We start from the raw sequence: 26,571 nt of genomic DNA, 5'->3' as shown, positions 1-26,571 counted from the left end.
TGACCCTGCCGCTGTCAAGCCGAGGCGAAGCGGGGCTGCCCACAACCGGGCGCCGTGCTCGGCAGCCACCAAGCGCTTGGCCTGGCAGCCACCGGGCGTCCCGCCCCGGCAGGGGCGGCGGATCAACTGCGGGCGAGCGGGTGGTGGTCGGCGACGAGGCGCGCGAGGCGCTCGTCCTGCACGTGGGTGTAGATCTGCGTCGTGGCGATGTCCGCATGGCCGAGCAGTTCCTGCACCACCCGAAGGTCCGCGCCGCCGGCAAGCAGGTGGCTGGCGAAGGCGTGGCGGAGCACGTGCGGCGACACCTTGGCGGCCGGAATGCCGAGCCGGGCCGCGCAGTCCTTCAGGTCGCGGGCGAAGGCCTGCCGCGTCACGTGCCCGGCCTCGCTCGACGCCGGGAAGGCATAGGGGCTACCCGCGTGCCGGCCGGCCGCCTTCTGCAGCGCCCGGTGGTGCAAGACGGCGGTCCGGGCCCTGGGCCCCAGCGGTACCAGCCGCTCCTTGCGGCCCTTGCCGCGCACGGTCATGGCGCGGGTGTCGGCCCGGATGGCGTTCGCCGGCAGGCTCACCAGTTCGGAGACGCGCAGGCCCGAGGCGTAAAGCACCTCCAGCATGGCGGCGAAGCGGGCGGCGCGAAGCGTGTCGGCGGGCTTCTCGGCCGGTGCCGCCGCGGCCGCGTGGGCGGCTTCCAGCATGCGGTCCACCTCCGCCACGGTCAGCACCTTGGGCAAGGGGCGCGACGCCTTCGGCCGGTCGACCGTGGTGGTCGGGTCGTCGGCGCGGTGGCCCTCCGCGTAGAGGAACTTGTGGTACTGGCGCACCGCCGACAGGCGCCTTGCCTGCGACGAGCGGGCAAAGCCGCGGCCGGCCAGATGCGCCATGTAGGCGGTCACGTCGTCCCGGCCGGCGGACAGCCCGTCACGGCCGCGGCCGGCTAGGTGGTCGCGATAGTCCTCAAGGTCGCGCGCATAGGCGGACAGCGTGTTGAGGGCCGCCGCGCGCTCCACGCTCATCGCCTCCAGGAAGGCCTCCACCAGATGTCCGTCAGCCATTTCGACCCAATTCCTCCGCCCGTTCCGCCGGCGCCCGGCCCGCGTCCCGCAGGATGCGGCTCTCCACCGGTTCGCTCATCGGCCGCGGGCGCGGCTCCACCAGGGTCGCCAGCGACCACAGCACCGCGTAGACGAAGCCCACGGCGAGAACGATGGTGCGAACGAAACGGGTGAGCGTCGGCATGAGGGCGAGGATGTCGGCCAAGGGTTAAGGATCCGGCAAGGATGATGCGCCGGCCGCGCGGCGCTCGCCAAGTGCGAACTTCGCGCCCGCCAAGCCCGACCGCGCAACCGGCCCGCAACCCGGCGCCTCGCTTGACAGAGCGCGCGGATCCGCCTCAAGAACAGCCCATGACGGACAACCACGACGGCCTCGACGCCGATCCGATGCCGGCGGACCCGGCCCATCCGCCGTCGCCCCCGGATCCGCGGCGGGCAGCGCATATCCTGACGACGCTCCGGCGCCGGTCGATCGTGCTCGTCGGCATGATGGGCGCGGGCAAGACCAGCGTCGGCAAGCGCCTGGCGATCCGCCTCGGCCTGCCCTTCGTGGACGCCGACCACGCCATCGAGGCGGCCGCCAACAAGACCATCCCGGAGATCTTCGCCGAGCACGGCGAGGCCTATTTCCGCGCCGGCGAGCGGCGGGTGATCGCCCGGCTGCTGCGCGAGCGCCAGCAGGTGATCGCCACCGGCGGCGGCGCCTTCATGGACCCGGAGACGCGCCGCGCCATCGCGGCCGCCGGCGTGTCGGTGTGGCTGAAGGCCGACGTGGCGGTGCTGTTCGAGCGGGTGAAGCGCCGCTCCAACCGGCCGCTGCTGCAGACCGCGGACCCGGAAGGCACGCTGCGCCGGCTGGTGGAGGACCGCTACCCGGTCTATGCCCTCGCCGACCTGACGGTCCCGTCCCACGACGTTCCCCACGACCAGGTTGTCGAGGCCGTGCTGGAGGCGCTGGAGGGCCGCGCCGCCACCGCCTCGGCGGAGGAGAGCCGATGACCCCGACCCCCGTTCCGCCCGCCTCGGCCACTGCCGCCGCCGGCACCGCCGACGACCCGGTCCGGGTGCCCGTCGCCCTCGGCGACCGGTCCTACGACATCCTGATCGGCGCCGGCCTGATCGGCGCGGCCGGCGGGCTGATCGCCGGGGTGCTGCCGAAGGCGCGGGTCTGCGTCGTCACCGACGCCACGGTCGCCGGCCGGCACCTCGACGCCCTCGACGCCAGCCTCGCCGAGGCGGGCATCTCGGCTTCCGCGGTCATCATCCCGCCGGGGGAGGGGTCGAAGTCCTTCGATGTCCTGGAACAGGTGGTCGATCAGGTGATCGGCGGCCGCTTCGAGCGGGGCGACGCGGTGGTCGCCCTCGGCGGCGGCGTCGTCGGCGATCTCTCCGGCTTTGCCGCCGGCATCGTCCGGCGCGGCATGCGCTTCGTCCAGGTGCCGACGTCGCTGCTTGCCCAGGTGGACAGTTCCGTCGGCGGCAAGACCGGCATCAACGTCAGCCACGGCAAGAACCTCGTCGGCGTCTTCCACCAGCCCGACCTGGTCCTCGCCGACACCGACGTCCTCGACACCCTGTCGGAGCGCCACTTCCGCGCCGGCTACGCCGAGGTCGCCAAGTACGGCCTGATCGACGACGCGCCCTTCTTCGCCTGGCTGGAGGACAACTGGCCGGCCGTGTTCGCCGGCGGCCCGGCCCGCACTCACGCCATCGCCACCTCGTGCCGGTCCAAGGCCGCCATCGTCGCCCGCGACGAGAAGGAGACCGGCGACCGGGCCCTCCTCAACCTCGGCCACACCTTCGGCCATGCGCTGGAAGCCGCCACCGCCTATTCCGACCGCCTTGTGCACGGCGAGGCCATCGCCATCGGCATGGTGCTCGCGCACGATTTCTCGGTGCGCATGAACCTGATGGGGCCGGAGGACGCCGCGCGCGTGCGCCGTCATTTCGACGCCGTGGGCCTGCCCACCCGCCTCGACCAGGTGCCCGGCGGCCTGCCCGACGCCGGCGGCCTCCTCGCCCTCATCGCCCAGGACAAGAAGGTGAGCCGCGGCGCCCTCACCTTCATCCTCACCCGCGGCATCGGCCAGAGCTTCATCGCCAAGGACGTGCCCGGCGAGGCGGTGAAGAGCTTCCTGGCGGACGAACTGGCGGCGGGGTAGGGGTACTTCTTACCCACCACCCCCGTCATGGTTCGCGCAGGCGGACCACCCACGCTTAGGTCCACTGGACCCGCTCTCGTCGTCCCGTTCGACCGCCCACCGCCGCAAGGCGTGGCTGGTCCGCCTGAAGCGGACCATGACGATCAGAGCGCGGTCGTGCCCTCGTCACCTGACGGCAATCCATCCTCACGCACCGCGCCGCATGCCCTCAGGGCGCGCGCGCCTCGATCGCCAGCGCGTGGAGGCCGGTGCCGAATTCCTCCGCCAGGGCCTCGTTCACCAGGCGGTGGCGGGCGAGCGCCGTCTTGCCGGCGAAGGCCTCGGCCACGATGCGCACGGTATAGTGGGTCTCGCCGCCGGGCGCGGCGCCGGCGTGGCCGTGGTGGCGGGCGCTGTCGTCCTCCACCTCCAGGCGGATCGGCGTGAAGGCGTCGGTGAGGGCGCGGGCGATCCGGTCCTTGCGGGTCGTCATCGGTCGGGTCTCCGGGTGAATAGCGACAGGGTTCTGGAATGACGGGAATGCCATGTGACGGGCTCGAGCGGTCCGGTGTCTCTGGCCGCTTGCCGCGGGGGGTGTGCCACCCCATACTCCACCGACCATGAAAATGAACTCCAAGCTGTTCGACAAGATCCGGATCAGGCCCGACGCGGCCGACGAGGCGCGGGAGCAATTTCCGCGCTGCGAATGGGAGGGGTGCGATCTGCCGGGCGAGCACAAGGCGCCGAAGGGGCGCGGCCGCGAGGGCCAGTACCACCGCTTCTGCATCGACCACGTGCGCCTCTACAACAAGTCCTACAACTATTTCGCCGGCATGGGCGACGACGCCATCCAGGCCTACCAGAAGGACGCCCTCACCGGGCACCGGCCGACCTGGAACATGGGCGTCAACCGCTGGGGCCAGACCACCGATGGCCCGCGTGCCGCCGGCCCGTCGCCGGAGGCGGCGGTGCACGACCCGTTCGGCATCTTCCACGGCGCCCGCCCGTCCGGCGCCCACGCGCGGGTGGAGACGCCCAAGCGCAAGGTCTCGTCGGCCACCCAGAAGGCGTTCGACACCCTCGGGCTCGACCTGGAGGCCGACAAGGCCGACATCAAGGCCCAGTTCAAGGTGCTGGTGAAACGCCACCACCCGGATGCCAACGGCGGCGATCGTTCGTCCGAGGAACGGTTGCGGCAAATCATCCAAGCCTATAACTACCTCAAGGCGGCCGGCTTCTGCTAACGTCGCCGCGATCCCGACCAGCCCCGCCGTCCGACGGCGGCGTTGATCGGGCACGGAATTTGCCTGTCCGATCGGGCTTTCACCGGTTCGGCGGGAAAGGCGGGCGGCCACCCTCTGCGGTGCCGTCCGATCGTCGCCCACCCGGGGTCCCGCATCCCGCGATCCGCGTTCGGCGCGCGCCCTCTACGCCTGTGGCGCGCCTCCTGGAGGTTCCATGGTTCAGTCTGCGATCGACGCCGCACCCCTTCCGGACCTGAAGATCTCGGTCCGTCAGGTGTTCGGCATCGACAGCGATATCGAGGTTCCGGCCTACTCGGAAGCCAACGAGTACGTGCCCGACTACGACCCCGACTATCTCTTTGACCGCAACACCACGCTCGCCATCCTGGCCGGCTTCGCCCACAACCGGCGCGTCATGGTGTCCGGCTATCACGGCACCGGCAAGTCGACGCACATCGAGCAGGTGGCGGCGCGGCTGAACTGGCCGCTGGTGCGCGTCAACCTCGACAGCCACATCAGCCGCATCGATCTCGTCGGCAAGGACGCCATCGTGATCCGCGACGGCAAGCAGGTCACCGAGTTCCGCGACGGCATCCTGCCCTGGGCGCTCCAGAACAACGTGGCCCTGGTCTTCGACGAGTATGACGCCGGCCGGCCCGACGTGATGTTCGTCATCCAGCGCGTGCTGGAGGTGGCCGGCAAGCTGACACTGCTCGACCAGAACCGCGTGATCCGCCCGCACCCGGCCTTTCGCCTGTTCGCCACCGCCAACACGGTCGGCCTCGGCGACACGTCGGGCCTCTACCACGGCACCCAGCAGATCAACCAGGGCCAGATGGACCGCTGGTCGATCGTCACCACGCTGAACTATCTGCCGCACGACAAGGAAGTCGACATCATCCTGGCCAAGGCCAAGCAGTACAAGGGCGAGGAGGGGCGCCAGACCGTCGGCAAGATGGTCCGCGTCGCCGACATGACCCGCTCGGCCTTCGTCAACGGCGATCTCTCCACGGTGATGAGCCCGCGCACGGTGCTCACCTGGGCGGAGAACGCCGCCATCTTCGGCGACCTCGGCTTCGCCTTCCGCGTCACCTTCCTCAACAAGTGCGACGAGATGGAGCGCACCCTGGTGGCCGAGTTCTACCAGCGCTGCTTCGGCAAGGACCTGCCGGAGAGCGCGGTGAACATGGTGCTGGCCTGAGGGGGAGCGGACGATCGTTCCCGGTCACCCGTCACCCGTCATCCCGGCGGAAGCCGGGATCCAGCCGACGGCGGCATGCTTGATCGCGGCGGACAGGGTTCCGCCGATTGGATCCCGGCCTTCGCCGGGATGACGGCTCGGGACAACACGCCGCCGTCACTCCCTCAGGACCGAACCGACCCATGGCACGCGACCCGAATCCCGCCCGCACCCAGCCCCAGACCGAACCGCTGAAGAAGGCGGTGGGCGTCGCCATGCGGGCGATCTCGGGCGATCACGAGTTGGAGGTGGTCTACGCCACCGACCGGCCGTCCCTCTCCGGCCATCGGGCGCGGTTACCGGAGCCGCCCCGCAAGCCGACGGCCCACGACGTGGCGGTCACCCGCGGGCTCGGCGATTCCATGGCCCTCCGGCTCGCCTGCCACGACGCGACCGTGCACCGCGACTACGTGCCCGAGGGCAAGACCGCCCGGGCGGTGTTCGACGCCGTCGAGCAGGCGCGCTGCGAGAGCCTTGGCGCGCGCGCCATGCCCGGCGTTGCCCAGAATCTCACCACCATGCTGGAAGACCGCTATTTCCGCGGCAACTACCACGAGGTCACCGACCGCGCCGATGCGCCGCTGGAGGACGCGGTGGCGCTTCTCGTGCGCGAGCGGCTCGCCGGCCTCCCGCCGCCGCCGAGCGCCGCGCCGGTGCTCGCCCAGTGGCGCGACTGGATCGAGGAGAAGGCCGGACCGGACCTTGCCAACCTGGAGACGGTGATCGGCCGGCAGAAGGACTTCGCCAAGGCCGTCCGCCACCTCCTCGCCTCCCTCGACATGGCCGACGAGCTCGGCGGCGAGCCGGAGGAGCCGGAGGACGACGGCGAGGGCAAGGAGAACGAGGCGACGTCCGAGGAGAACGCGGGCGACGCCGCGGACGAGACCGCCTCCGACCAGGCCGCCCCCCAGGAGCAGGAGGCCGAAGGCGAGGAGCAGGAGGCCGGCGAGACGGAGGTGGACGCCGATGCCGCCGAGGAGACGCTCGACGAGGACGCCGCCGACCAGGCGCGCGACGCCGGCGAGAGCAAGCGCCCGGAGCTGCCCTTCACCAACCAGCCGCCGGAGAACGACTACAAGGTCTACTCCCTGAAGTACGACGAGGTGACCCGCCCGGAGGATCTCTGCGACCCGGCCGAGCTCGATCGCCTGCGCGCCTATCTGGACAAGCAGCTCCTCCACCTCCAGGGCGTCGTCTCGCGCCTCGCCAACCGGCTGCAGCGCCGCCTGATGGCGCAGCAGAACCGCGGTTGGGACTTCGACCTGGAGGAGGGCTTGCTCGACACCGCCCGCATCACCCGGGTGGTGACCGACCCCATGCAGCCGCTCGCCTTCAAGATGGAGCGGGACACCACCTTCCGCGATACGGTGGTGACGCTCCTCCTCGACAATTCCGGGTCCATGCGCGGCCGGCCGATCACCGTTGCGGCCGCTTGCGCGGACATCCTCGCCCGCACCCTGGAACGCTGCGGCGTGAAGGTGGAGATCCTCGGCTTCACCACCAAGGCCTGGAAGGGCGGACAGGCGCGCGAGGCGTGGCTCGCCGCCGGCAAGCCGGCGCAGCCCGGCCGGCTCAACGATCTCCGACACATCGTCTACAAGGCGGCCGACGCGCCCTGGCGGCGGGCCCGGCGCAACCTCGGCCTGATGATGCGCGAGGGGCTCCTGAAGGAGAACATCGACGGCGAGGCGCTCGACTGGGCGCACCAGCGTCTGCTCGCCCGGCCGGAGAACCGCAAGATCCTGATGATGATCTCCGACGGTGCGCCGGTCGACGACTCGACCCTGTCGGTGAACCCGGGCAACTACCTGGAGCGGCACCTGCGCGCCGTCATCAAGGAGATCGAGACCCGCTCGCCGGTGGAGCTGATCGCCATCGGCATCGGCCACGACGTCACCCGCTACTATCGCCGCGCGGTCACCATCGTGGACGCGGAGGAGCTGGCCGGCGCCATGACCGAGCAGCTCGCCTCGCTCTTCGAGGAGGAGCGCGCCCGCGACCGGGCCGGCCGGGCCACGGTGAGCCGTCCGGCCGGCGGCGGACGGCCGGCGGTGCGGGTCGGGGTCCGGTGAGAGGCCGGACCAGGCTCGCCGTCGTCTCCGGCCTCCTGGCGCTTCTGGCCGCCGGCACCGTGCTCGGCCTCTCCGCCGGGGCCGCCACCCTGTCGCCGTCGGTGCCGGTCACGGTCCAGCGCATCGCCGCCTTCCAGATCGGGGACCCGGAGGTCACCCGGTTCGGGGCGCTGGAGTTCGTCGGCGGCCTGCAGCTCTCCAGTCGCCACCGGGCCATCGGCGGTCTCTCCGGCCTCGTCATGACCGAGGCGGACGGATCCGCCTTCCTGGCAATCACCGACGACGGCCTCGCCTTTCAGGCCCGCATCCTCAGGGACGCCGCCGGCCGGCCTGTCGATCTCGCCGAAGGCCGGGCGGCCCCGCTGCGGGACCGGCGCGGCAAGCCTTTCCGCGGCAAGCTCGAGGCCGACACCGAGGCCCTCGACGTCCGCGACGGCGCCGTTGTGATCAGCGTGGAAGGCCGTCCCCGGATTCTCGCCGGCCGTTTGGAGCCGGACGGGTTTCCCGGTCCGCTGACGGAGATGCGCCTGCCGCCCGCCACAGCGGCGCTGAAGGGCGGCAAGGGATTGGAGACGGTCGTCATCGGCCGCCCGGGCGGGCCGTTCGCCGGCGCCGTGGTCACCATCGGCGAGGACGCGCCGCGCAACGCCAAGTCCCGGGACAATCCGGGCTGGCTCATCGGCGGGCCGGCGCCCGGCGCCTTCCGGGTGGCGAACGACGGGACCTACAGCATCACCGACGCGAAGTTCGGGCCGGGTGACGACCTCTTCATCCTGGAGCGCGCCTATTCGTGGCGCGACGGGGTCCGCTGCCGCATCCGCCGCATCCGGGCGGCGGACCTGAAGCCCGGCGCCCGCATCGACGGGCCGGTTCTGATGGAGGCGAACCTCTCGCACCAGATCGACAACATGGAGGCGCTCGCCCTCTGGACAGACGGTGAGGGGCGGACCCGGCTGTCGCTTCTGTCCGACGACAACCGGTCGTTCCTGCAGCGCACCGTCTATCTGGAGTTCACCCTCACAGGCCCTTGAGGGCCGCGGGCGTCAGCGGGCGAGGGCGCCGCTCGGCTTCATGGCGTTCATCAGGCCGGCGTAGGGCACCAGACTAACGAGGGCCATCGCCATCTTCACGGCGAAGTCGCCGAGCGCCAGGGTCACCCAGGGCACGTCGGTGCCGACGAAGGCGAGCGAGAAGAAGACGGCCGTGTCGAGGGCGGAGCCGAGCGAGGAGGAGACCAGCGGCGCGCGCCACCAGGAGCCTTCGCGCAGGCGGTTGAACACCGTCACGTCCACCAGTTGGGCCGTCAGGAAGGCGGTGCCGGAGGCGAGCGCGATCCGCGCGTCGGCGAGCACGAGCGACAGCACCACCGCCACCGCGAAGCCCACGTAGACCACCTGCCGGGTCTTCGCGGGGCCGTACCAGCGGTTGGTGAGGTCGGTCACCAGGAAGGCGAACGGATAGGTGAAGGCCCCATAGGTCAGCACGTCGCCGAGCCCGAACGGCGTGAACGGCACCTGGACCAGGATGTTGGAGGCGATCACGATCACCGCCATGGCGGTGATCGACGGCAGCAGGCGGGTGCTGAGGAGGGTCATGGGGCGAAACCCTTCGCGGACGGTGCGGACCGCCTCGCTCGAAGGCGGCCCCAACGGGTGGGACGCATTCAGAAATGGCAAGGCCGCCGAAAGCCGAAACCCGAAGGGACGGCGTTCGGCGGCCGATGATCGGGCCGGTCTGTCCGGCCGGCAGGCGTCAGGCCGTGGCGGCTTCGCTCTGCTTCTTCTCGATCTGCTTCTTCAGGAGGCGCGCCCGGGTGGACAGCTCCTCGCCGGCGGACTTCGCCAGGAAAGCGTCGAGGCCCCCGCGATGCTCGACCGAGCGCAGCGCGTTCGCCGAGATGCGCAGGCGCACGCTCTGCCCGAGCGCGTCGCTGAGCAGCGTCACGTTCAGGAGGTTCGGCAGGAAGCGCCGCTTGGTCTTGTTGTTCGCGTGGCTGACGTTGTTACCGGTCAGGACGGCCTTACCGGTCAGTTCGCACCGCCGAGCCATGGTGATCTTCCTTCTGTTCTTCATCGACGGGAGGTCTCGCGCCAGGGCGGACCGTCCCGTACAAGCACCAGCGCCCGCTCCCTTCAGGAACGGCGCGCCCTGTCTCAAAAGTCGCTCGTCTATAATGAGCCGGTCGTGCCGCGTCAACCCTGGTGGTCGGTTCCGGCGGGCGGCCGGCCGGATCCGCCATGCGGTTGATGGCAGGGTGACGGGCGTTAACGAAGCGGTTACCATATCGGCACGAAGATTGTCGAAGCGGGCCGGGATCGAACGAAACGGATTCCGGATCGCCGCACGAAAGATCGCACGCCGCCATGGAACCGCCGCACGTCCGGGATCGTCTCCCGGGACGACGCTTCGGATTCCGCTTCGGGCGGAGTGCATCGTTCTGGCGGCCCGCCCGGCGTCCTGGAGGCAATGCCCGTGTACCTGCTCGGTAGATCCCCTGTCACCAAGGCCGCACGGACGGCCTTCGCGGCCGTCTGCGCCGCTGTCCTCGCGTCGGCGCCGGTCGCCGGCGCCGCTCCGTCCGCCGCCGGAGAGAGCCGGGCGCTCTACGACGTCTCCTTCATGGGGCTCGGAATCGCCAAGGGATCCCTCGCCGTGAAGGTCGAGCGCGGGTCCTACGCGGCTAAGCTGCACATCTCCACGTCGGGTCTTGCCCGTATCGTCTCCTCGGAGGAGAGCATCGCCACCGCCAAGGGGCGGATCGGCCGCGGCCTCACCCCGGCGGCCTACGAGCTGATGTCGCGCGGCGACAAGGTCACCCAGGTGTCCATGGGCCTTGGCGGCGGCGCCATCAAGTCGCTGCGGGCCATCCCCGAACTGATGCAGCGGGACGACCGGGTGCCGGTCACGGCCGCCCACAAGCGCAACGTGGTGGACCCCCTGTCGGCCGCCCTCCTTCCCATCCCGAATCGGGACAAGGGCAGCGTCGGCCGCGAGGTCTGCGACCGCACCCTGCCGATCTTCGACGGCTGGACGCGGTACGACATCAAGCTCAGCTACAAGTCCACCGAATCCGTGAAGGTGCCCGGCTACACCGGGGAGGCGGTCGTCTGCGGCGCCCGCTGGGTGCCGGTGGCCGGCCACCGCGAGGGCAAGGAGAGCACCCGCTTCATGGAGGACAACAAGGACCTGGAAGCCTGGTTCGTGCCGAGCGAGGACGGCGCCCTGGCGCTGCCCTACAAGATCGCCGTTCGTACCATGCGCGGCATGCTGGTCGTGCAGGCCCGCCAGTTCGGCGACGGCACTTCCGTGGCGAACGCCTCCAACTGATCGAAACCGGGCGGCGCTCTCCGCCCTCCGCGACGATCCAACATCGAGGGCGCCCGGCCGACGGGCGCCTTTGTCGTTAGAAGAAAGCGCCGTCTTCGTCCCGCGACGGGACGATCCGGTTAACGGCGCGCCGACGCCCGGCCGCTCGGGCTGCCGAAACTTGTGTCCCGCCGCGCGGCCGTCCCCACCGGTGGTGGAGGCCGAAACCGGAACACGCCCTGATCCGCGATTCGTACCGCGTCCGTTCGGGCTCCGTTGAACCCGTTAACGCGACAGTCCTATGGAGGCCTCGCCCGAGTAACGGGTCGTGAACCACTTGGCCTGCCGAGTCGAAGGTAAGAATCACCTTGACAACGACTCGGCCGCTTGAGTCGAGAGACTCGCCGTCCGAGTCGAACGATTCAACAGGCTGCGTCCAAGACTCTCCGATCCACAAGATGATGTGAGAACGAATCCTGAATCTCTTGCCTCGTTCGATTCGGTCTTGCTCTGTTCATGGTTGATTCCCATATGCGTGCGGTCGGTCCGGATCCGCGGATCCAGGCCGCAGCCGCCGGGGCGGTCCCTCAGAAAAGGCAAGCACGCCTCAGGACCCTGTGTTACAGACGGGGTCCTGTTCGGCCCCTGATGGCGGGTCGGCATCCGCCCCCGTGCCCCTCGAGACGACGTTTTCCAAAAGCGCCGGCCGAAGTCCCCAGAATGACCTTTTCGCCCCACGCGCCGACGCCGGCGACCGCCCGCAGCCGCTCCGTGACGGCGGTGCTCGGTCCCACCAACACCGGCAAGACCCATCTGGCCATCGAGCGCATGCTCGGCCACGACACCGGGGCCATCGGCCTGCCGCTTCGCCTTCTCGCCCGCGAGGTCTACACCCGCGTCGCCGCCCGCGCCGGCATCGGTCAGGTTGCCCTCATCACCGGCGAAGAGAAGATCGTGCCGCCCGGCGCGCGCTATTTCGTCTCCACCGTGGAGGCCATGCCGCGCGACCTGGTGGTCTCCTTCGTGGCGATCGACGAGGTCCAGCTTGCCGGCGACCTGGAGCGCGGCCACGTCTTCACCGACCGCATCCTCAACGTGCGCGGCCGGTCCGAGACCCTGCTCCTCGGCTCCGCCACCGCCCGCCCGCTGATCGAGAAGCTTCTCCCCGGCGTCACCGTCACCAGCCGGCCGCGGCTCAGCCAACTCGTCTACACCGGATCGAAGAAGATCACCCGCCTGCCGGCGCGCTCGGCCGTGGTGGCCTTCTCCGCCGACGAGGTGTACGCCATCGCCGAGCTCATCCGCCGCCAGCGCGGCGGTGCGGCCGTGGTGATGGGCGCCTTGAGCCCGCGCACCCGCAACGCCCAGGTGCGCCTCTTCCAAGACGGCGACGTGGACTTCCTGGTGGCGACCGACGCCATCGGCATGGGGCTCAATCTCGACGTGGACCACGTGGCCTTCGCCCAGGCCCGCAAGTTCGACGGCTACCAGTACCGGGGCCTCACCCCGTCCGAGCTCGGCCAGATCGCCGGCCGTGCCGGGCGCCACCTCAACGACGGTACCTTCGGCGTCACCGGCCGCGTGCAGCCGTTCGACGAGGATCTGGTCCAGGCGATCGAGAGCCACCAGTTCGAGCCGGTGCGCACCTTCCAGTGGCGCAACACCGCCCTCGACTTCGCCTCCGTCGACGCGCTCCGCGCCTCGCTCGACAAGCCGCCGGGCCTGGAAGGCCTCGCCCGCGCGCTGCCGTCCGACGACCTCCGCGCGCTCGAATACGCGCTCCGCGATTCCGCCGTAAAGGATGCCGCCGTCGGCGCGCTGAACGTGCAGCTTCTCTGGGATGCATGCATGGTGCCGGACTTCCGGAAGATCTCGCCGGCCCATCATGGCGACCTCATCGTCGCACTCTACCGTTTCCTCACCGGCCGCGGAGTGATACCGGACGAGTGGTTCGGGCGGCAGGTTTCCAATTGCGACCGGGCGGACGGCGACATCGACGCCCTCTCGGCGCGGCTCGCCGACATCCGTACCTGGACGTACGTGGCCAATCGTCCGAACTGGCTCGCCGATCCTGTCCATTGGCAGGAGCGCGCGCGCCAGATAGAGGACCGTCTGTCGGATGCGCTCCATGAACGGTTGACGCAGCGCTTCGTAGACCGTCGTACTTCCGTCCTGATGAAACGCCTGAGAGAGAACGCCATGCTCGAAGCCGAAATCACAGAGACCGGCGCCGTGCTCGTCGAGGGCCAGCACGTCGGCGAGCTCCACGGGTTCCGGTTCGCACCCGACCAGTCCGCCAGCGCGGAAGGGCCGGACGGCAAGGCCGTGCGCGGTGCCGCCGCCAAGGCGCTCGCCAGCGAGTTCGAGAAGCGCGCCGAGCGCCTCTCCAAGGCGCCCAACGACGACATCGTGCTGGCCTCCGACGGCGCCATGCGCTGGCTCGGCCAGCCGGTCGCCAAGCTGGCGGCGGGCGACGACGCCCTGGCGCCCCGGGTCATGCTGCTCGCCGACGAACAGCTCACCGGTCCGGCGCGCGACAAGGCGCAGGCCCGGCTCGACCTGTGGATCGGCGCGCACATCCAGACGCTGCTGAAGCCGCTCCTGGACCTGAAGACCGCGCCGGACCTGGAAGGCATCGCCCGCGGCGTCGCCTTCCGCCTGGTGGAGGCGCTCGGCACCCTGGAGCGCCAGGAGGTGGCCGAGGACGTGAAGGCCCTCGACCAGACCGCCCGCGCCGCCATGCGCAAGTACGGCGTCCGCTTCGGCGCCTACCACATCTACGTGCCGGCCCTCCTGAAGCCGGCTCCGGCGGCCCTCGTCGCGCATCTCTGGGCGTTGAAGCACGGTTCCATGGACATGCCGGGCCTTGCGGAACTGCCGCAGCTCTCCGCGTCCGGCCGGACCTCCATCAAGCTGGACCCGGCCTTCGACCGCACGCTCTACAGGCTTGTCGGCTTCCGCGTCGCCGGCGAGCGGGCGGTGCGGCTCGACATCCTGGAGCGTCTCGCCGACATCATCCGCCCGCTGATCGCCTGGAAGCCGGTGGGTGACGCCACCCCGCCGGACGGCGCCATCCCGCAAGGGGGCGGCTTCACCGTCACGGTGGCAATGACCTCGCTCCTCGGCTGCTCGGGCGAGGACTTCGCCTCCATCCTGCGCGGCCTCGGCTACCGCATGGAAAAGCGCACCGTCCGCGTCCCGGTCCGGACCGCGCCTGCACCGCTCGAGGCGACAGCCGCCGTGACCGGCGCCGACGCGGCGGTCGAGGCGATCGCCGCCCCGCCGGCGGACGCGGCCCCGCTCGGCGCCGACCCGCTGGTGACCGTCGACACCGACCGCACCGTCCCGGAGCCTGTCCTCACCGATGCGCCCCTCAGCGACGTGGAGCCGGCCGTGGCTGCCGCCGCGGACGCGGCGGCGCAGCCGGACGCTCCCGAGCCTGCAGTCGTCGAGAGCGAGCCCGTGGACGCCGAGGTGGCCCTCGCCGGTGCCCCGGAAACCGCGCCGGTGGACCCGGAGTCCGAGACCGCCGCCAGTCTGGCCGACGCGGTCGCGGAGACGGCGGATGCAGCCGCGGAAACATCGGAGGACGCCGCATCCGTGGCGGACGCGCCGACCACCGAAGCACCGGCGTCCGACGAACAGCCGGCCGACACGGACGCGACGGCTGCCGTCGCGGCCACCGCCGAACCGGCGGTGGAGGAGCGCGAGGTCGAGGTCTGGCGGCCGGGCCGTTTCGACCGGCATCGTCGTCCGGAGGCCCGTGGCGGCCGCGAGCAGCGTGGCAACCGTCCCGAGGGCCAGCAGCGCTCGGAAGGCAACCAGCGCTTCGAGCGCCGCCACGGCGGTGGCGGTCAGGGCGCGGGTGCCCAGGGCGGCGGACAGGGCGCTGGCGGGCCGGGAGCCGGTGGGCAGGGTGGCGGCGGGGCCGGCGGTGGCCAGGGCCAGCGCGGACCCCGCGGTCCGCAGCAAAGCCCGCGCGAGGACCGTGGTCCCCGTCGGGACGATCAGCGTCCCGAACGCCGCGACGACCGCCGGCCGCCCCAGGCCGACCGGCCGCGCCGCCCGGAGAAGCCGGTGGATCCCGATTCGCCGTTCGCCGCGCTCCTCGCCCTCAAGGCGGACCTGGAGCAGAAGCAGAAGAAGAAGTGATCGACCTCGCCGGCCGCGTCCCCCGGGCGCGGCCGTGCGTCGACCGGGGAGGCCGGCATCGGTGGCCGACGACCGCCAGCGCATCGACAAGTGGCTGTGGTTCGCCCGCATGGCGAAGACCCGGCCGGTGGCCCAGACCCTCGCGGAATCCGGGCACGTGCGGGTCAACGGCCGCAAGATCGACGCGTCCGCCCACCCGGTCCGGATCGGCGACGTGCTCACCATCGGCCTTCGCGGCGAGGTCCGGGTGCTGAAGGTGCTCAGCTTCGCGGCCCGGCGCGGCGCCTATCCGGAGGCGCGCCTGCTCTACAAGGACCTGGCGCCCCGTCCGGACGCCACGCCGGCGGGCGACGCGCCTGACCTTGAATCCGACGATGACGGCGGGCCGGCCGGCTCTCCGTCTCCCGTTGCGCCGATCGCGGCCGGCGGCGAGAAACCGCGCCCGGTACGAGGCGAGGGCCGCCCCACCAAGCGCGACCGCCGTCGGTTCGACAGGTTCGACCCGGACGGGTCGTCCTGAGACATCCCCTCCACAGGATCCTGTCCCCCGCGTCCCGTCCGGATGTTCCCGGCCCGTGGCGCCGTGTTCGGCGCTGCGGCATCTGCCTCTTGCGCCGCCTTGCGAAGTCCGCTACCCACCACTTCGCTTGTCGCCGCCCGCCGCCGCGGGTCGTCATCCAAGAGTTCGACCATGACCTATGTCGTCACCGACAACTGCATTCGCTGCAAGTACATGGACTGCGTGGAAGTCTGCCCGGTGGACTGCTTCTACGAGGGCGAGAACATGCTCGTCATCCATCCGGACGAATGCATCGACTGCGGGGTCTGCGAACCGGAATGCCCGGCGGAAGCCATCAAGCCGGACACCGAGTCGGGGCTCGACACCTGGCTGAAGCTCAACGCCGACTACGCGTCGCAGTGGCCCAACATCACCACGAAGGGCACGCCGCCGGCGGACGCCAAGGCGATGGACGGGGTCGGCGACAAGCTGGCCCAGTTCTTCTCGCCGAACCCGGGGAAGGGCGACTGACGCCGCCCGGATTGCGACGCTGACCATTGGCCCCTGACGACCATGTCGTTTCGGGATGGTTGTCATGTCGGCTTCGCACAAGAGCCTGTGAATAACGCGGACGGACCGTGCAAATTCGGCACGCCGGCCGTCGAAGGCTTTGAACTTGCGCTCTTATGTGCTATATAAGCAAACGACAGTCGACATATAGTCCCGATCGCGCGAAAGGTCCCCTCCGGGGGCTTTTTTGTGAATGGCCTCGTTCCGGATCCTCCCCCGGAACCTGTTCACCGGCCTCGTTTCCCGGTCTCACGCGCCCTTGGGTCATCACCCGGATCGACTGAAACAACGCGAGAGCGTGCCGGCAGGACGGACCGTCCGGTCCGTCGACCAAGACGCATTTTTGGCGGGACAGGCCGGTCGTGGAGCCGGAATGCCCCTTGCGTCTGGCGCTCTGCCGTCACCAGGAGTGGATGGACCGAATGGCCACTGCGAAGAAATCCGCCGTCCGCAATGGGTTCAAGACCAGCGAATACATCGTCTACCCGGCCCATGGTGTGGGCCAGATCGTTTCGATCGAAGAGCAGGAAATCGCGGGCCTCAAGCTCGACCTGTTCGTGATCGTCTTCGAGAAGGACAAGATGACGCTCCGCGTCCCGACCGCCAAAGCCGAGACGGTGGGCATGCGCAAACTCGCCGACGGCGAGACGGTGGATAAGGCGCTCGAGATCATCAAGGGCCGCGCCCGCGTCAAGCGCACCATGTGGAGCCGCCGGGCGCAGGAATACGAGGCCAAGATCAACTCCGGCGACCTGATCGCGATCTCCGAGGTGGTGCGCGACCTTCACCGGGCCTCCAGCCAGCCCGAGCAGTCCTATTCGGAGCGCCAGCTCTACGAGGCGGCCCTCGACCGCATGGCCCGCGAGATCTCGGCGGTGAACCGCACCACCGAGACCGAGGCGATCCGCAAGATCGAGGACAGCCTGAACAAGAGCCCGCGCCGCATGGCCGCGCGCGGCGACGCCGCCGACGAGACCGAGGACGACGAGGACGAAGCCGAGGCGGCCTGATCGGCCCCGACCGGCGGCCGGCAAACCCGTTCGCCGCATCCTCTTCCCGCGTCGTGACGAAACCACGGCCCGGTACGCCAGATGACCAACCGCCCGGCTGCTCGCAGCCGGGCGGTTTTCGTTTCCGGACACAAAACCCGATCCGACCTGGTCCGATCCGACTAGGTCCCCCCCGACTAGGTCCGCCCCGACCTGGTCCGATCCGACCTAGTCCGATCCGACCTGGTCCGATCCGACCTGGTCCGACCCAGCATGCCCCCGCGGGTTTCGGCTTCTTTGCGGTGCGCGCAGCCAAAACGCCCCGCTCGGCCGTTCTGCCTTTGGCCGCCGTCGCTCACAACCGCGTCAGCACGGCCGATCCTGCCGAAAGAAAAGGAACTTCGCCGGATCGGACGTGTTCAATCGTTGGACGCCTCACTGTCCCGCGTGGGTTGTCCGGCGCCGCGGACGGATGCGCTCGACGCTTGCCTGCGACGGATGCGGGCGATCAACGAGCCGTGACTTGCCGGCGGCCGGGTCGGTCTGATCCGACGCCGATCGCGATCCGTAAGCCAGATGAAAGACGGGGTTGATCGGAAACGTGCCCCAGGGAGGCCATCGGATGCCACGGAGACCAGCTGCCAATCGCTCGTTCGTGCGTGCCGCCATGCAGGCGCCCTACCTCGCCCGCGAGGAGGAACACGACCTGGCCGTCCGCTGGAAAGAACGCCAGGATCAACAGGCGCTGCATCTCCTCACCCAATCGCATATGCGCCTCGTCATCGCCGTGGCCGCCCGGTTCCGCACCTTCGGCCTGCCGATGCCGGACCTTATCCAGGAAGGCCACGTGGGCCTTCTGGAGGCGGCCGCCCGGTTCGAGCCGGACCGCAACGTGCGCTTCTCCACCTACGCCACCTGGTGGATCCGCGCCTCCATCCAGGACTACATCCTGCGCAACTGGTCGATCGTCCGCGGCGGCACCTCGTCCGCCCAGAAAGCGCTCTTCTTCAACCTGCGCCGCCTGCGGGCCAAGCTCTCCGGCACCGGCACGGTGAAGACGGACGACGAGATCCACCGGGAGATCGCGCTTGCCATCGGCGTCTCGGCCGACGACGTGGCCACCATGGCGGCCCGCCTGTCCGGCCCGGACACGTCCCTCAACGCCCCCGTCGGCGAGAGCGAGGGCAACGGCTCCGACCGGATGGATTTCCTCGTCTGCAGCCAGCCCCTGCCGGACGAGGCGGTGGGCAGCGCCATTGACGGCGAGCGGCGCATCCGCTGGCTGCGTCAGGCCATGGAAGTCCTCAACGAGCGCGAGATGCGCATCCTGAAGGAGCGCCGCCTCAAGGAAGAGGGCGCCACCCTGGAGGCGATCGGCGAGCGCCTTGGCATCTCCAAGGAGCGCGTCCGCCAGATCGAGAACCGGGCGCTCGAAAAGCTGAAGAGCGCTCTCCTCGACGCCCATCCGGAAATGAGTGCCTCCGCCTGAGCGCGGTCCGCGCGATCCCGACCAAGGATAGACCCGACCGCCTGGACGGATCGGTCTGAAAACGGATAAGACCGGCCGCCACAGGCGCGCCGGTCTTTTGCGTTTCGGGTCTGTCTGTGAGTTCGGTCTCGTCCAACGGCGGCAGCCGGACGGCCGTTACCGGCTCCCGCCGTCAGCCGTCGGTGATCAGCTTGACCTTCCGCCCCACCACCGGCTGCTCGCGCGGGCCAAGGCCGTTGAACACCCGGAAGAGGTCCACGGGCCGGTCGACCGGCGCCATCCGGGACGCGAGCGATTCCGCCGTGTCCCCCGGCTGCACCGTGGTGACGCGGATGCGGAGTGGCTGCAGCCGCGACTGTTCGCCCGGGCCGAGCGGCCGGAAGGTCGCGATCGTCTGGCGGAAAGCCCGGTCGAAGGCCGGCGTCTCGGCGCGCGTGGCGAACAGGAAGCGGAAGGTCTGGTCGCCGAAGCGGACCACCGCCACCCGGTAGCTGTAGCCGCGCGCCGCCGCCGAGGCGATCGCCGCCGGCATGCCGTTGATGGAGAGCGTCTGGATGGAGCCCGGGTCGAGCCCGTTGATCCAACCGGACGTCAGATAGTCGATGAGGTCGTCGCCCTTCTTCACGTCCGCACCGTCGAACCGCATGGCGGTGCCGTTGCGGTCGGTCGCCAGCACGGCGCGGGCGGTGTTCTCCAGGTTGAAGCCGGCCGGCACCGCGAAGGCGAGCCCGAGCTTGGCGTGCAGGAACTCCCGGCCGCGGACGAAGCCCTCCACTGGGTCGTCGCCGAACATCAGCCCGTCCACTCGCCTCAGATAGGCGTCCTGGTCCCGGTCGCCGGCCGTGCCGGCGGTGCGCACCGCGGCCTCGGCGGCAGTGTTCGCCTGGACGATGCGCTCGGGCGTCGACGGGTGGGAGGACAGGAAGTCCGCGCTGCCGTCGTCCATGGGCGAGGCGGTCTTGTAGGCGGCGAAGCGGGCCATGGAGGTGAGGAAGCGCGCCGCCGCGAAGGGGTCGTAGCCGGCCTTGGTGAGGGTGCGGATGCCGACGGCGTCCGCGTCGAGTTCCTGGATCTGCGAGAACCGCGCCAGCGACAGTTGCGTGGAGGCGAGCGCCAGCCGGGCGACGGCCGGGTCCTGCACCACATCCTGCACCACCCGGCTCGCCACGGCGGCGGCCTCCGCGCGCTCGGCGCGGGCGAAGGCGTGGCGCGCCGTCACGTGGGCCATCTCGTGGGCGATCACCGCCGCCACCTCCGAGGTGTCGTTGGCGAGCGCCAGGAGGCCGCGCGTCACGTAGACGTAGCCGCCCGGCAGCGCGAAGGCGTTGATGGCCGGAGAGTTGAGGATGGTCACCCGATAGCTGCGCCAGGGTTCGTCGCTCGCCCGCACGAGCCGGCCGACCGCGCGGGCGATCGCCACCTCGGCCTCCTGGTCCTCGTAGGTGCCGCCGAAGGAGGCGAGGATTTTCGGGTGCTCGCGCTCCGCGATGGCCACCTCGCGGGCGTCCACCTCCGGGGAGCGCTGGGCCGGCGACGGCGTCGCCGCCAGCTGGTTGGCCTGCACGGCCTCGTCGATCGAACGGCCGCCGAGCCCGGCGACGCAGCCGCCGAGGAGCATGGCGAGCGCCAGCGCCACGCCTGCGCGCGCGGGGCGTCCCGTCGTCGTCCGGCTGTCGTCGCGTCCAAGACCCATGCCCATGACCGTCGTCCCCGGACCCGAAAGCCCGCCCTTCGTCATTTGTCGTCCACCAGCGGAACGCGGTTCCGCTCGAATTCGTCCCCGTCCGACGGCGGATCGCCATCGAGCAGTTCCAGCGCGTGCGGACTGGCGAGCCGGATCTCGCCGCCCGAACCAGCCGTGGCCCAGCCTCGCGCCCGCACCAGGCGTCCGGCCCATCCGGCCGGTCCGCCGGCGGGCAACCGGTTGTCCGCATCAAACCGGGCCAAAGTTCGGCCGTCGATTACGATCGTCACGTCACGGGCAAAGTCCGCCCCGAAGTTCAGATAGGTGGTCCGCCCGGCATTTCCCACTGTCCGCACGCGGCCTTCCACCACCACGAAGTCCACCGGCAGTCTCGCCCGTCCGTCCGGACCGATCCGCACCGGGACATCGTCCGCCGCCCAGATGCCCTGGCGGGCGCGCCGGGCCGCGGCTTCCGCGGCGATTAGGGCGGCCGCGCAGTCGCCCTCCGCATCCGCAACCGCCAAACCCGCTTCCACTAGATCCGCCTGCACCCACGTCCCGGCGGCGTCGATCAGGTGCCCGGACCACCGGCCGTGCCGGTCGGGCCGCCGATCGGCCAGCCGCACCGTTCCGGCACCCCGTCGCGCCACCGCGTTGAGCCGCGCCGCCAGCGCCTCGCGGAGCGCCGGGCCGGCGATCGCCGGCAGCACGACCCCCTCGAGCCGCACCCCGACCACGCTGCTCGCCGGTTGCGCCGCCGTCTCGACCGCCAGCACCGGAACCACGGTTCCGATCGCCCCGATTGCCGCCCCATGGAGCGCGACGACGACGCGATCGCCCTCTGTGCAGGGCGCGCTCCCTGGCGCGGCCCCGGCCACCGTCGCAAAGGCGGCGACGACGAGCCCCGCCAGCGTGGCCAGAAGGGCACCCTTGATGCTCATCGAAACTAGCATGGATCAATCCCGCGTGCAGCGCATCATGCCGGTTTGCACGCGCGGCGGCGAGCGACCGTTGCGCCGGTGCCGCATGGACGGCCCGCCCCTTGGGCGGCTTGAAGGCCGGCCAGGCGCCGCTATGGCTTGCCCTTTCGGGGCGAAATGGCTAGGTAGAAGGCAGTGTTCGTGTAGCTCAGCAGGATAGAGCACAGGATTCCTATTCAATTGGGCGTTGCGGATGGAAACACCGCAACGGATCCGCTCAAAGTCGGGGAACGCTTCGCCTGCTCGGGCGGTGCCGATCCCGAGCCAAGCTTCGCGGCGGATCCCGGTCCGTGCGAAGAAGGTGTAGAGACTGGACGGGCGGTGCCTAAGGGTTCTCCGGAACCGAGGGTGAAGGGACAGTCCAGACCACGAACGCCGGTTCCGCAGGCTGATGCCGACGGGCGGGCGGCGGCGAAAGCCGAAGTGGTATGAATCCTGGGGTCGTGGGTTCGAATCCCGCCACGAACACCATCATCTCCTCCGTCCGCCGGCTCCTCTGTCGTCGCCGCCGGTCATCGGTGGCTATCGCGGCGACCTGAGCCAGGCTCTTCCGCCTTCCTGCTTCCCGATGGACGCTCCGTGCCGGAACGGGCCGTTCCGTCGGGGCGTCACGATCCGGCGCCGACCGCCGCACCGCTTGAATCCGCAGCGTCGGCGCGGCGATCGGCGTCAGCCGGGTTGGCCATTTTCTCCCTTGTCCTAAATACGAATTTTCAACAGGTTGCTGACTAGACTCCGGAAAGAATGCTCCGCGCGAGCCGACCCGGAAAGCTCTCAGTCGGATGACCCAGGTGCCGATCTCGGGTGATAGCAAGCGCAGGTATGCACCGGCGGCGCCCCTGTCGGCACCGCAGGACCAGCTGATCGTCAAGATCGTCTCCGTGCTGGTCGGATTATCCGCATTGATCGTCGCCGCAACGATTCCGGCCGCCTACTATTACGCGGCGGATTCAAGGTTGCGCGGGCTGGTCGAGGTGCAGGCGCACAGGCTGGCCAGCGACATCAACCTTGCGGCCCGCCAGGATCCCAACCTTTGGAACGCGCTCGCCAGCGACCTGCCGGTGGATCCGGCGGACACGGAGCGGTTCGTCCGCGCCGGCCTCGAAGACGGGGAGGGAGCCGCCGGACCCGGTCTCCATGCTGTTCAATGGCGGCTCTACGGCAGCGCCGGCAATCCGGTGGCCGAGGCAGGCGGCGACCATCGGCTCGCCTGGCCCGTGCTGTCCGCCACGGCCGCGCTTCGCAACGGTCTCGGCCGCGTGGAGGTTGCGGCATCCGAAGCGGAGGTGATCCGCTACACCCTCCTCGTCAGCATCGGCTCCATCCTTCTCGGCGTCATCATCCACTGTTCGCTCCGCCGCCTGCCGATCGCGCTTCTTTCCCGCGCGCTCCAGCAGGTGAGCTACATGGCCGAACACGACGCCCTGACCGGGTTGCCGAACCGCCGGGCGCTCCTCCATCACCTGCAGGCGGCGATCGGAGCCTCGGATGCCGGCAAGGGCGGTTCGGTCGCCGTCCTCTTCCTCGACCTCGACAACTTCAAGGAGGTCAACGACACCTTCGGCCACGACGGCGGCGACGAACTGATCGCCACCGTGGCGGTGCGCCTCCGCCGCGCGCTCAGGGCCGAGGATCTGATCGCCCGGATCGGCGGCGACGAGTTCGCCATCGTGATCCGCGACGCGTCGTCGGCCGACGAGATGCTGGACATCTGCGCCCGCCTTCTCGGCGCCATGGCGTCGCGCGAGCCCGGCCAGTCCGGCTCCTGGGACGTCATCGGCCTGAGCATCGGCGTGTGTCTTCGGGAGAAGGACGAGCCGGTCTGCGCGCCGGAGATGCTGAAACGGGCGGACCTGGCGCTCTACCAGGCCAAGGCGAACGGCCGCGGCCGCGCCTGCCTGTTCGAGCATCGCCTGGAGGCGGCGGTCCGCGCCCGTCGAGGGCTGGAATCGGACCTTCGGCTCGCCCTTGCCCGAGGCGATCTCTACCTCAACTTCCAGATCCAGGCCGACATCGCCACCTTCCGGGTGGTCGGCGCCGAGGCGCTGCTGCGCTGGAACCGGCCCGGGCACGGTCTGGTGTCGCCGGCCGTCTTCATTCCGGTCGCCGAACAGCTCGGCCTAATGGATGCCATCGGCGCCTTTGTGCTCCGGCAGGCCTGCCACGCGGCCGTCGGCTGGCCGTCCACCCGGATGGTCGCGGTGAACGTGTCGCCTGTCCAGTTCCGCGATCCAGGCTTCGTGGAGACGGTCCGGGCCATACTGGCGGAGTCCGGGCTCGCTCCCTCCCGTCTGGAGCTGGAGATCACCGAGTCCCTCTTCCTGAAGGACACGGCCGACATCGTCGCGACCATCGGCCGGTTGCGCGAGCTGGGGGTGCGGATCGCCGTCGACGACTTCGGCGCCGGCTATTCCAGCCTCAACTATCTCAGCCGTTTCACCTTCGACACCCTCAAGATCGACCGCGACTTCGTGCGGAGCGCCACCAGCACGTCCACCGCCCTGGCGGTGCTGCGGTCGATGATCGAGCTCGGGCGCGCCCTCGGGGTGCGTGTCATCGCCGAGGGCATCGAAACCCGCGAGCAACTCGACATGTTGCGCCAGACCGGATGCCGGGAAGGCCAGGGCTATCTCCTCGGGCTTCCCGTCGGCCCGGAGGCGCTCATGGCGGGGCTTGCCGCCGACCCTTCCTAACCGTCATGAGGATTGCCGTGCCCACCGCCGCCTGCCGTCTCCTGATCCTCGCGCTTGGCGCCCGGTCGGTCCGGACCATCCTCGCGCTCCTGGCAATCCTCGCGGCCCTGGTCGGGTCGCCGTCCGCCGGTCTCGCCCAGACGGTGGGTTTCGCCCAGGTGGGAAGCGAAAGCGATTGGCGCCGCACTTTCACCGCCAGCGTCATGCACGAGGCCGCGGCGCGGGCCATCGATCTCATGCTCTTCAACGCCGAAGGCGACCCGGGCCGGCAGGTCGCCGCCGTCCGCGACTTCATCCGGCAGGGGGTGGATGCCATCGTGATCGCCCCCGTGGTGCTTTCCGGCTGGACCGACGTGCTCGAGGAGGCCAAGACCGCCGCCATTCCGGTCTTCATCGTCGACCGCGCCGTGGACGCGGACCCAAGCCTCTACGTCGCCCGCATCGCCGCCAACTTCAACCTGGAGGGCAAGCTCGCCGCCGCCTGGCTCGCCCAGGAAAGCCGCGGCCGCTGCAGCATCCTGGAACTGGAGGGCACGGCCGGTTCCGCCGCGGCGGTGGAACGCAAGCGTGGGTTCGCGGCGATCATCGCCGAGTTCCCGGACATGCGGGTGGTCGGCGCGACCGCCGGCAACTTCACCCGCGCGGGCGGCCGGGCCGCCATGGAGCGGCTGCTGGCGGATCGCGGCCAAGGCCCGCCGCTCTGTGCGGTTTTCGCCCACAACGACGACATGATGTTCGGCGCCATCGAGGCCATGACGGCCGTCGGCCTGGAGCCGGGCCGACGGCCCCTGACGGTGTCGGTCGACGCGGTCGAACCGGCCCGCCAGGCCGTCGAGGCCGGCATTCTCAATGCCACCGTGGAGCTCAAGGCCGACATCGGCGGCGAGATCTTCGACGTGGTGCAGGCTTATCTGAAGGGGCGCCGCGACTTCCCCAAGTGGATCGTCATCGCCAGCGACCTCCACGTGAAGCGGCCCTGACCGACCCTTCCGCCCGGTCCAAAGCCGGCGTCATTCCGCCGCCGCCGCAAAGCCGCGCGGGCGGCGCCCCGCCAGCCGCTCGATCCCGCCCGTGAGCCGGGCGAGCGAGGTGGCGAGATCGGCCCGTGCCTGCACCGTCCGGCGCGCCTCGGCCCTTAGGCCGTCGAACGCCGCCGGCCGGGCGAGCACCTCCATCAGCTGGTCGGCGAGGGCGTCCGGGTCGAAGAAGCCGGCGAGCAGGCCGTTCCGACCGTCCGCCACAAACTCCTCCACCGGAGCCGTCGCCGAACCGACCACGAGCGCGCCCGTCGCCATCGCCTCCAGCATCGACCAGGAGAGCACGAACGGATAGGTGAAGTAGACGTGGGCGGTCGTCACCTGGAAGAGGCGGATCAGGTCCGCGTGGGGGAGGGTGCCGACGAAGTGGATGCGGGACGGATCGATGCCCGTCTCCTCCAGCATCACCGCGCGCCACGATCGGCCGTCCGGCGCCTTGCGGCCATAGCTCACCCCGTCGCCGCCGGCCACCACGAAGGTCGCCGCCGGATGGCGCGCCGCCACCTTCGCCGCCGCCCGCATGAACTGCGGAAAGCCCCGGTAGGGCTCCAGGTCGCGGGCCGCGAAGGTCACCACCGGGGCCGTGCGGTCCAGCACCCGCCCGTCCGGCAGGGTGAAGCGCGCGGTCGGGTCGGGTCGGCAGACGTCGGTATCGATCCCGTCGTGGCAGAGGCCGATCTTCGGGCGGTATTCGGCCGGGTAGAGGTCGCGCTGCCAGCGGGTCGGGCTCAATCCCGCTTCCACAGCCGAGAGCGTGGCGGTCTGGGCGAGGTTGCGCGCCCGCAGCCGCCGGCGATCCTCCGCCGTCACCGGGTCGGCCGGGTCGAAGCCCATGTCGGCGCCGCTCGGCCGGTAGTAGTATTCGCAATAGGCGAGCGCCGGGGTCGCCGGTAGCACGTCCTTGACGAAGAGCAGGCTGCCCCAGCCCGCGTGCCCCACCACCACGTCCGGCGGTCCCTCCCTGCGCACCATCCGGTCGATGGCGACGGCCACCCGCTCGCCGAGCCGCACGTGATAGTCCACCGCCGCGCCCGTCGCCGTCCTCGCCCGGGCAGGCGCCTCGGTCCCGTGCAGCAGCACCCGCACGTCGCCGAGCGGCCGGTCCACGCGCTCGCAGAGCAGCGTCACCCCGTCGCCGCGGTCTGCCAAGTGGCGGGCCAGATGCAGGAACTGGCCGGGTCCCGACCGATGGATGAACAGCACTCTCATGCCGGAATTAGCCCGAAAACCGCGGACGTCAGCCCGCAACCGTCCGCGATGCGTCCACCCGTGCAGTGTATTCTTTCAAATTTTACAGGCATTCTTTCTTTAAACCAGCCGCGTTGGTTTCGTCACAGATGATTGCCTATGCCGTCTGCTTAGTCCATAAATGAATTGTTCAGTGCGTACTCTGGTTAAGAGAGCTTTTTTGCTCAATTTAGCG

Annotated in this window: 22 protein-coding genes; 14 read left to right on the top strand and 8 right to left on the bottom strand. The window is 70.3% G+C overall.

Features of this window, described 5'->3' with window-relative positions; all coding sequences use genetic code 11:
* Positions 1-122: 122 nt before the first annotated feature.
* Both BUQ68_RS17560 and BUQ68_RS24320 read right to left on the bottom strand, forming a co-directional pair.
* A complete protein-coding gene (locus tag BUQ68_RS17560) occupies positions 123-1,052 on the bottom strand; it encodes a site-specific tyrosine recombinase XerD (protein WP_075217309.1) in 930 nt (309 codons plus the stop codon).
* The gene (locus BUQ68_RS24320) at positions 1,045-1,257 is read right to left on the bottom strand and encodes a hypothetical protein (RefSeq protein ID WP_075217308.1); all 213 of its coding nucleotides are present in this window, start codon (positions 1,255-1,257) and stop codon (positions 1,045-1,047) included. The genes BUQ68_RS17560 and BUQ68_RS24320 overlap by 8 nt, the downstream gene beginning before the upstream one ends.
* 146 nt (positions 1,258-1,403) lie before the next feature.
* Between BUQ68_RS24320 and BUQ68_RS17550 the strand changes: the two genes are divergently transcribed.
* Both BUQ68_RS17550 and aroB read left to right on the top strand, forming a co-directional pair.
* The gene (locus BUQ68_RS17550; protein ID WP_245293299.1) at positions 1,404-2,051 is read left to right on the top strand and encodes a shikimate kinase; all 648 of its coding nucleotides are present in this window, start codon (positions 1,404-1,406) and stop codon (positions 2,049-2,051) included.
* On the top strand, positions 2,048-3,214 hold the full coding sequence (gene aroB, locus BUQ68_RS17545; RefSeq protein WP_075217307.1) for a 3-dehydroquinate synthase: 1,167 nt from the start codon (positions 2,048-2,050) through the stop codon (positions 3,212-3,214). Before BUQ68_RS17550 ends, aroB begins: the two co-directional genes overlap by 4 nt.
* A 208-nt stretch (positions 3,215-3,422) precedes the next feature.
* On the opposite strand, the gene BUQ68_RS17540 is transcribed toward aroB, so the two are convergent.
* Positions 3,423-3,686, bottom strand: a complete 264-nt coding sequence (locus tag BUQ68_RS17540; RefSeq protein WP_075217306.1) for a BolA family protein — start codon at positions 3,684-3,686, stop codon at positions 3,423-3,425.
* A 127-nt stretch (positions 3,687-3,813) separates the two neighbouring features.
* Between BUQ68_RS17540 and BUQ68_RS17535 the strand changes: the two genes are divergently transcribed.
* The 4 genes from BUQ68_RS17535 (at position 3,814) to BUQ68_RS17520 (ending at position 8,780) form a co-directional block, all read left to right on the top strand.
* The gene (locus BUQ68_RS17535; RefSeq protein WP_075217305.1) at positions 3,814-4,437 is read left to right on the top strand and encodes a J domain-containing protein; all 624 of its coding nucleotides are present in this window, start codon (positions 3,814-3,816) and stop codon (positions 4,435-4,437) included.
* A gap of 214 nt (positions 4,438-4,651) precedes the next feature.
* On the top strand, positions 4,652-5,638 hold the full coding sequence (gene cobS, locus BUQ68_RS17530) for a cobaltochelatase subunit CobS (RefSeq protein WP_075217304.1): 987 nt from the start codon (positions 4,652-4,654) through the stop codon (positions 5,636-5,638).
* 182 nt (positions 5,639-5,820) lie between these two features.
* A complete protein-coding gene (cobT, locus tag BUQ68_RS17525; protein ID WP_075217303.1) occupies positions 5,821-7,749 on the top strand; it encodes a cobaltochelatase subunit CobT in 1,929 nt (642 codons plus the stop codon).
* The gene (locus BUQ68_RS17520; RefSeq protein ID WP_075217302.1) at positions 7,746-8,780 is read left to right on the top strand and encodes an esterase-like activity of phytase family protein; all 1,035 of its coding nucleotides are present in this window, start codon (positions 7,746-7,748) and stop codon (positions 8,778-8,780) included. Before cobT ends, BUQ68_RS17520 begins: the two co-directional genes overlap by 4 nt.
* A gap of 12 nt (positions 8,781-8,792) precedes the next feature.
* On the opposite strand, the gene BUQ68_RS17515 is transcribed toward BUQ68_RS17520, so the two are convergent.
* Positions 8,793-9,344, bottom strand: coding sequence for a queuosine precursor transporter (locus tag BUQ68_RS17515; RefSeq protein WP_075217301.1), 552 nt, complete (start codon positions 9,342-9,344; stop codon positions 8,793-8,795).
* A 157-nt stretch (positions 9,345-9,501) separates the two neighbouring features.
* On the bottom strand, positions 9,502-9,798 hold the full coding sequence (gene rpmB / locus BUQ68_RS17510) for a 50S ribosomal protein L28 (protein WP_075217300.1): 297 nt from the start codon (positions 9,796-9,798) through the stop codon (positions 9,502-9,504).
* Between the two features lie 423 nt (positions 9,799-10,221).
* Here rpmB and BUQ68_RS17505 point away from each other — a divergent pair, with 423 nt between their 5' ends.
* From BUQ68_RS17505 to BUQ68_RS17480, 6 genes are all read left to right on the top strand, one after another.
* Positions 10,222-11,076 (top strand): DUF3108 domain-containing protein, encoded by an 855-nt coding sequence (locus BUQ68_RS17505; RefSeq protein ID WP_175577841.1) that lies wholly within the window; start codon positions 10,222-10,224, stop codon positions 11,074-11,076.
* A gap of 699 nt (positions 11,077-11,775) precedes the next feature.
* Positions 11,776-15,207 (top strand): helicase-related protein, encoded by a 3,432-nt coding sequence (locus tag BUQ68_RS17500; protein ID WP_075217298.1) that lies wholly within the window; start codon positions 11,776-11,778, stop codon positions 15,205-15,207.
* 61 nt (positions 15,208-15,268) lie between these two features.
* Positions 15,269-15,727, top strand: coding sequence for an RNA-binding S4 domain-containing protein (locus tag BUQ68_RS17495; RefSeq protein ID WP_245293298.1), 459 nt, complete (start codon positions 15,269-15,271; stop codon positions 15,725-15,727).
* 171 nt (positions 15,728-15,898) lie between these two features.
* Positions 15,899-16,237, top strand: coding sequence for a ferredoxin FdxA (gene fdxA, locus BUQ68_RS17490; protein WP_075217296.1), 339 nt, complete (start codon positions 15,899-15,901; stop codon positions 16,235-16,237).
* 461 nt (positions 16,238-16,698) lie between these two features.
* Positions 16,699-17,286, top strand: coding sequence for a CarD family transcriptional regulator (locus tag BUQ68_RS17485; protein WP_075217295.1), 588 nt, complete (start codon positions 16,699-16,701; stop codon positions 17,284-17,286).
* Positions 17,287-17,887: 601 nt separating this feature from the next.
* On the top strand, positions 17,888-18,754 hold the full coding sequence (locus tag BUQ68_RS17480; protein WP_075217294.1) for an RNA polymerase factor sigma-32: 867 nt from the start codon (positions 17,888-17,890) through the stop codon (positions 18,752-18,754).
* A 172-nt stretch (positions 18,755-18,926) separates the two neighbouring features.
* Here the strand turns inward: BUQ68_RS17480 and BUQ68_RS17475 are convergent, their stop codons facing one another.
* Together BUQ68_RS17475 and BUQ68_RS17470 are read right to left on the bottom strand one after the other, a co-directional pair.
* Positions 18,927-20,447, bottom strand: a complete 1,521-nt coding sequence (locus tag BUQ68_RS17475) for a M48 family metalloprotease (RefSeq protein ID WP_095407366.1) — start codon at positions 20,445-20,447, stop codon at positions 18,927-18,929.
* Between the two features lie 41 nt (positions 20,448-20,488).
* On the bottom strand, positions 20,489-21,391 hold the full coding sequence (locus BUQ68_RS17470) for a thermonuclease family protein (protein ID WP_083656674.1): 903 nt from the start codon (positions 21,389-21,391) through the stop codon (positions 20,489-20,491).
* 809 nt (positions 21,392-22,200) lie between these two features.
* Here BUQ68_RS17470 and BUQ68_RS17465 point away from each other — a divergent pair.
* The gene (locus BUQ68_RS17465) at positions 22,201-24,111 is read left to right on the top strand and encodes a putative bifunctional diguanylate cyclase/phosphodiesterase (protein WP_075217291.1); all 1,911 of its coding nucleotides are present in this window, start codon (positions 22,201-22,203) and stop codon (positions 24,109-24,111) included.
* Between the two features lie 17 nt (positions 24,112-24,128).
* Positions 24,129-25,091 (top strand): ABC transporter substrate-binding protein, encoded by a 963-nt coding sequence (locus BUQ68_RS17460; RefSeq protein WP_075217290.1) that lies wholly within the window; start codon positions 24,129-24,131, stop codon positions 25,089-25,091.
* 30 nt (positions 25,092-25,121) lie between these two features.
* Here the strand turns inward: BUQ68_RS17460 and BUQ68_RS17455 are convergent, their stop codons facing one another.
* Complete coding sequence (locus BUQ68_RS17455; protein WP_075217289.1) at positions 25,122-26,357, bottom strand: glycosyltransferase; 1,236 nt, start codon at positions 26,355-26,357, stop codon at positions 25,122-25,124.
* Positions 26,358-26,571 lie beyond the last annotated feature (214 nt).

The sequence above is a fragment of the Mongoliimonas terrestris genome (assembly GCF_001927285.1).
Lineage (GTDB): Bacteria > Pseudomonadota > Alphaproteobacteria > Rhizobiales > Pleomorphomonadaceae > Chthonobacter > Chthonobacter terrestris.
This window is presented reverse-complemented; position numbering and strand designations above follow the sequence as displayed.

What these genes read in the sequence shown, in the direction of transcription:
- BUQ68_RS17560 (WP_075217309.1), bottom strand. Translation starts at nt 1,052, where the DNA reads ATGGCTGACGGACATCTGGTGGAGGCCTTCCTGGAGGCGATGAGCGTG.
- BUQ68_RS17550 (WP_245293299.1), top strand. Translation starts at nt 1,404, where the DNA reads ATGACGGACAACCACGACGGCCTCGACGCCGATCCGATGCCGGCGGAC.
- aroB (WP_075217307.1), top strand. Translation starts at nt 2,048, where the DNA reads ATGACCCCGACCCCCGTTCCGCCCGCCTCGGCCACTGCCGCCGCCGGC.
- BUQ68_RS17540 (WP_075217306.1), bottom strand. Translation starts at nt 3,686, where the DNA reads ATGACGACCCGCAAGGACCGGATCGCCCGCGCCCTCACCGACGCCTTC.
- BUQ68_RS17535 (WP_075217305.1), top strand. Translation starts at nt 3,814, where the DNA reads ATGAAAATGAACTCCAAGCTGTTCGACAAGATCCGGATCAGGCCCGAC.
- cobS (WP_075217304.1), top strand. Translation starts at nt 4,652, where the DNA reads ATGGTTCAGTCTGCGATCGACGCCGCACCCCTTCCGGACCTGAAGATC.
- cobT (WP_075217303.1), top strand. Translation starts at nt 5,821, where the DNA reads ATGGCACGCGACCCGAATCCCGCCCGCACCCAGCCCCAGACCGAACCG.
- BUQ68_RS17515 (WP_075217301.1), bottom strand. Translation starts at nt 9,344, where the DNA reads ATGACCCTCCTCAGCACCCGCCTGCTGCCGTCGATCACCGCCATGGCG.
- rpmB (WP_075217300.1), bottom strand. Translation starts at nt 9,798, where the DNA reads ATGGCTCGGCGGTGCGAACTGACCGGTAAGGCCGTCCTGACCGGTAAC.
- BUQ68_RS17500 (WP_075217298.1), top strand. Translation starts at nt 11,776, where the DNA reads ATGACCTTTTCGCCCCACGCGCCGACGCCGGCGACCGCCCGCAGCCGC.
- fdxA (WP_075217296.1), top strand. Translation starts at nt 15,899, where the DNA reads ATGACCTATGTCGTCACCGACAACTGCATTCGCTGCAAGTACATGGAC.
- BUQ68_RS17485 (WP_075217295.1), top strand. Translation starts at nt 16,699, where the DNA reads ATGGCCACTGCGAAGAAATCCGCCGTCCGCAATGGGTTCAAGACCAGC.
- BUQ68_RS17480 (WP_075217294.1), top strand. Translation starts at nt 17,888, where the DNA reads ATGCCACGGAGACCAGCTGCCAATCGCTCGTTCGTGCGTGCCGCCATG.
- BUQ68_RS17475 (WP_095407366.1), bottom strand. Translation starts at nt 20,447, where the DNA reads ATGGGTCTTGGACGCGACGACAGCCGGACGACGACGGGACGCCCCGCG.
- BUQ68_RS17470 (WP_083656674.1), bottom strand. Translation starts at nt 21,391, where the DNA reads ATGCTAGTTTCGATGAGCATCAAGGGTGCCCTTCTGGCCACGCTGGCG.
- BUQ68_RS17465 (WP_075217291.1), top strand. Translation starts at nt 22,201, where the DNA reads ATGACCCAGGTGCCGATCTCGGGTGATAGCAAGCGCAGGTATGCACCG.
- BUQ68_RS17455 (WP_075217289.1), bottom strand. Translation starts at nt 26,357, where the DNA reads ATGAGAGTGCTGTTCATCCATCGGTCGGGACCCGGCCAGTTCCTGCAT.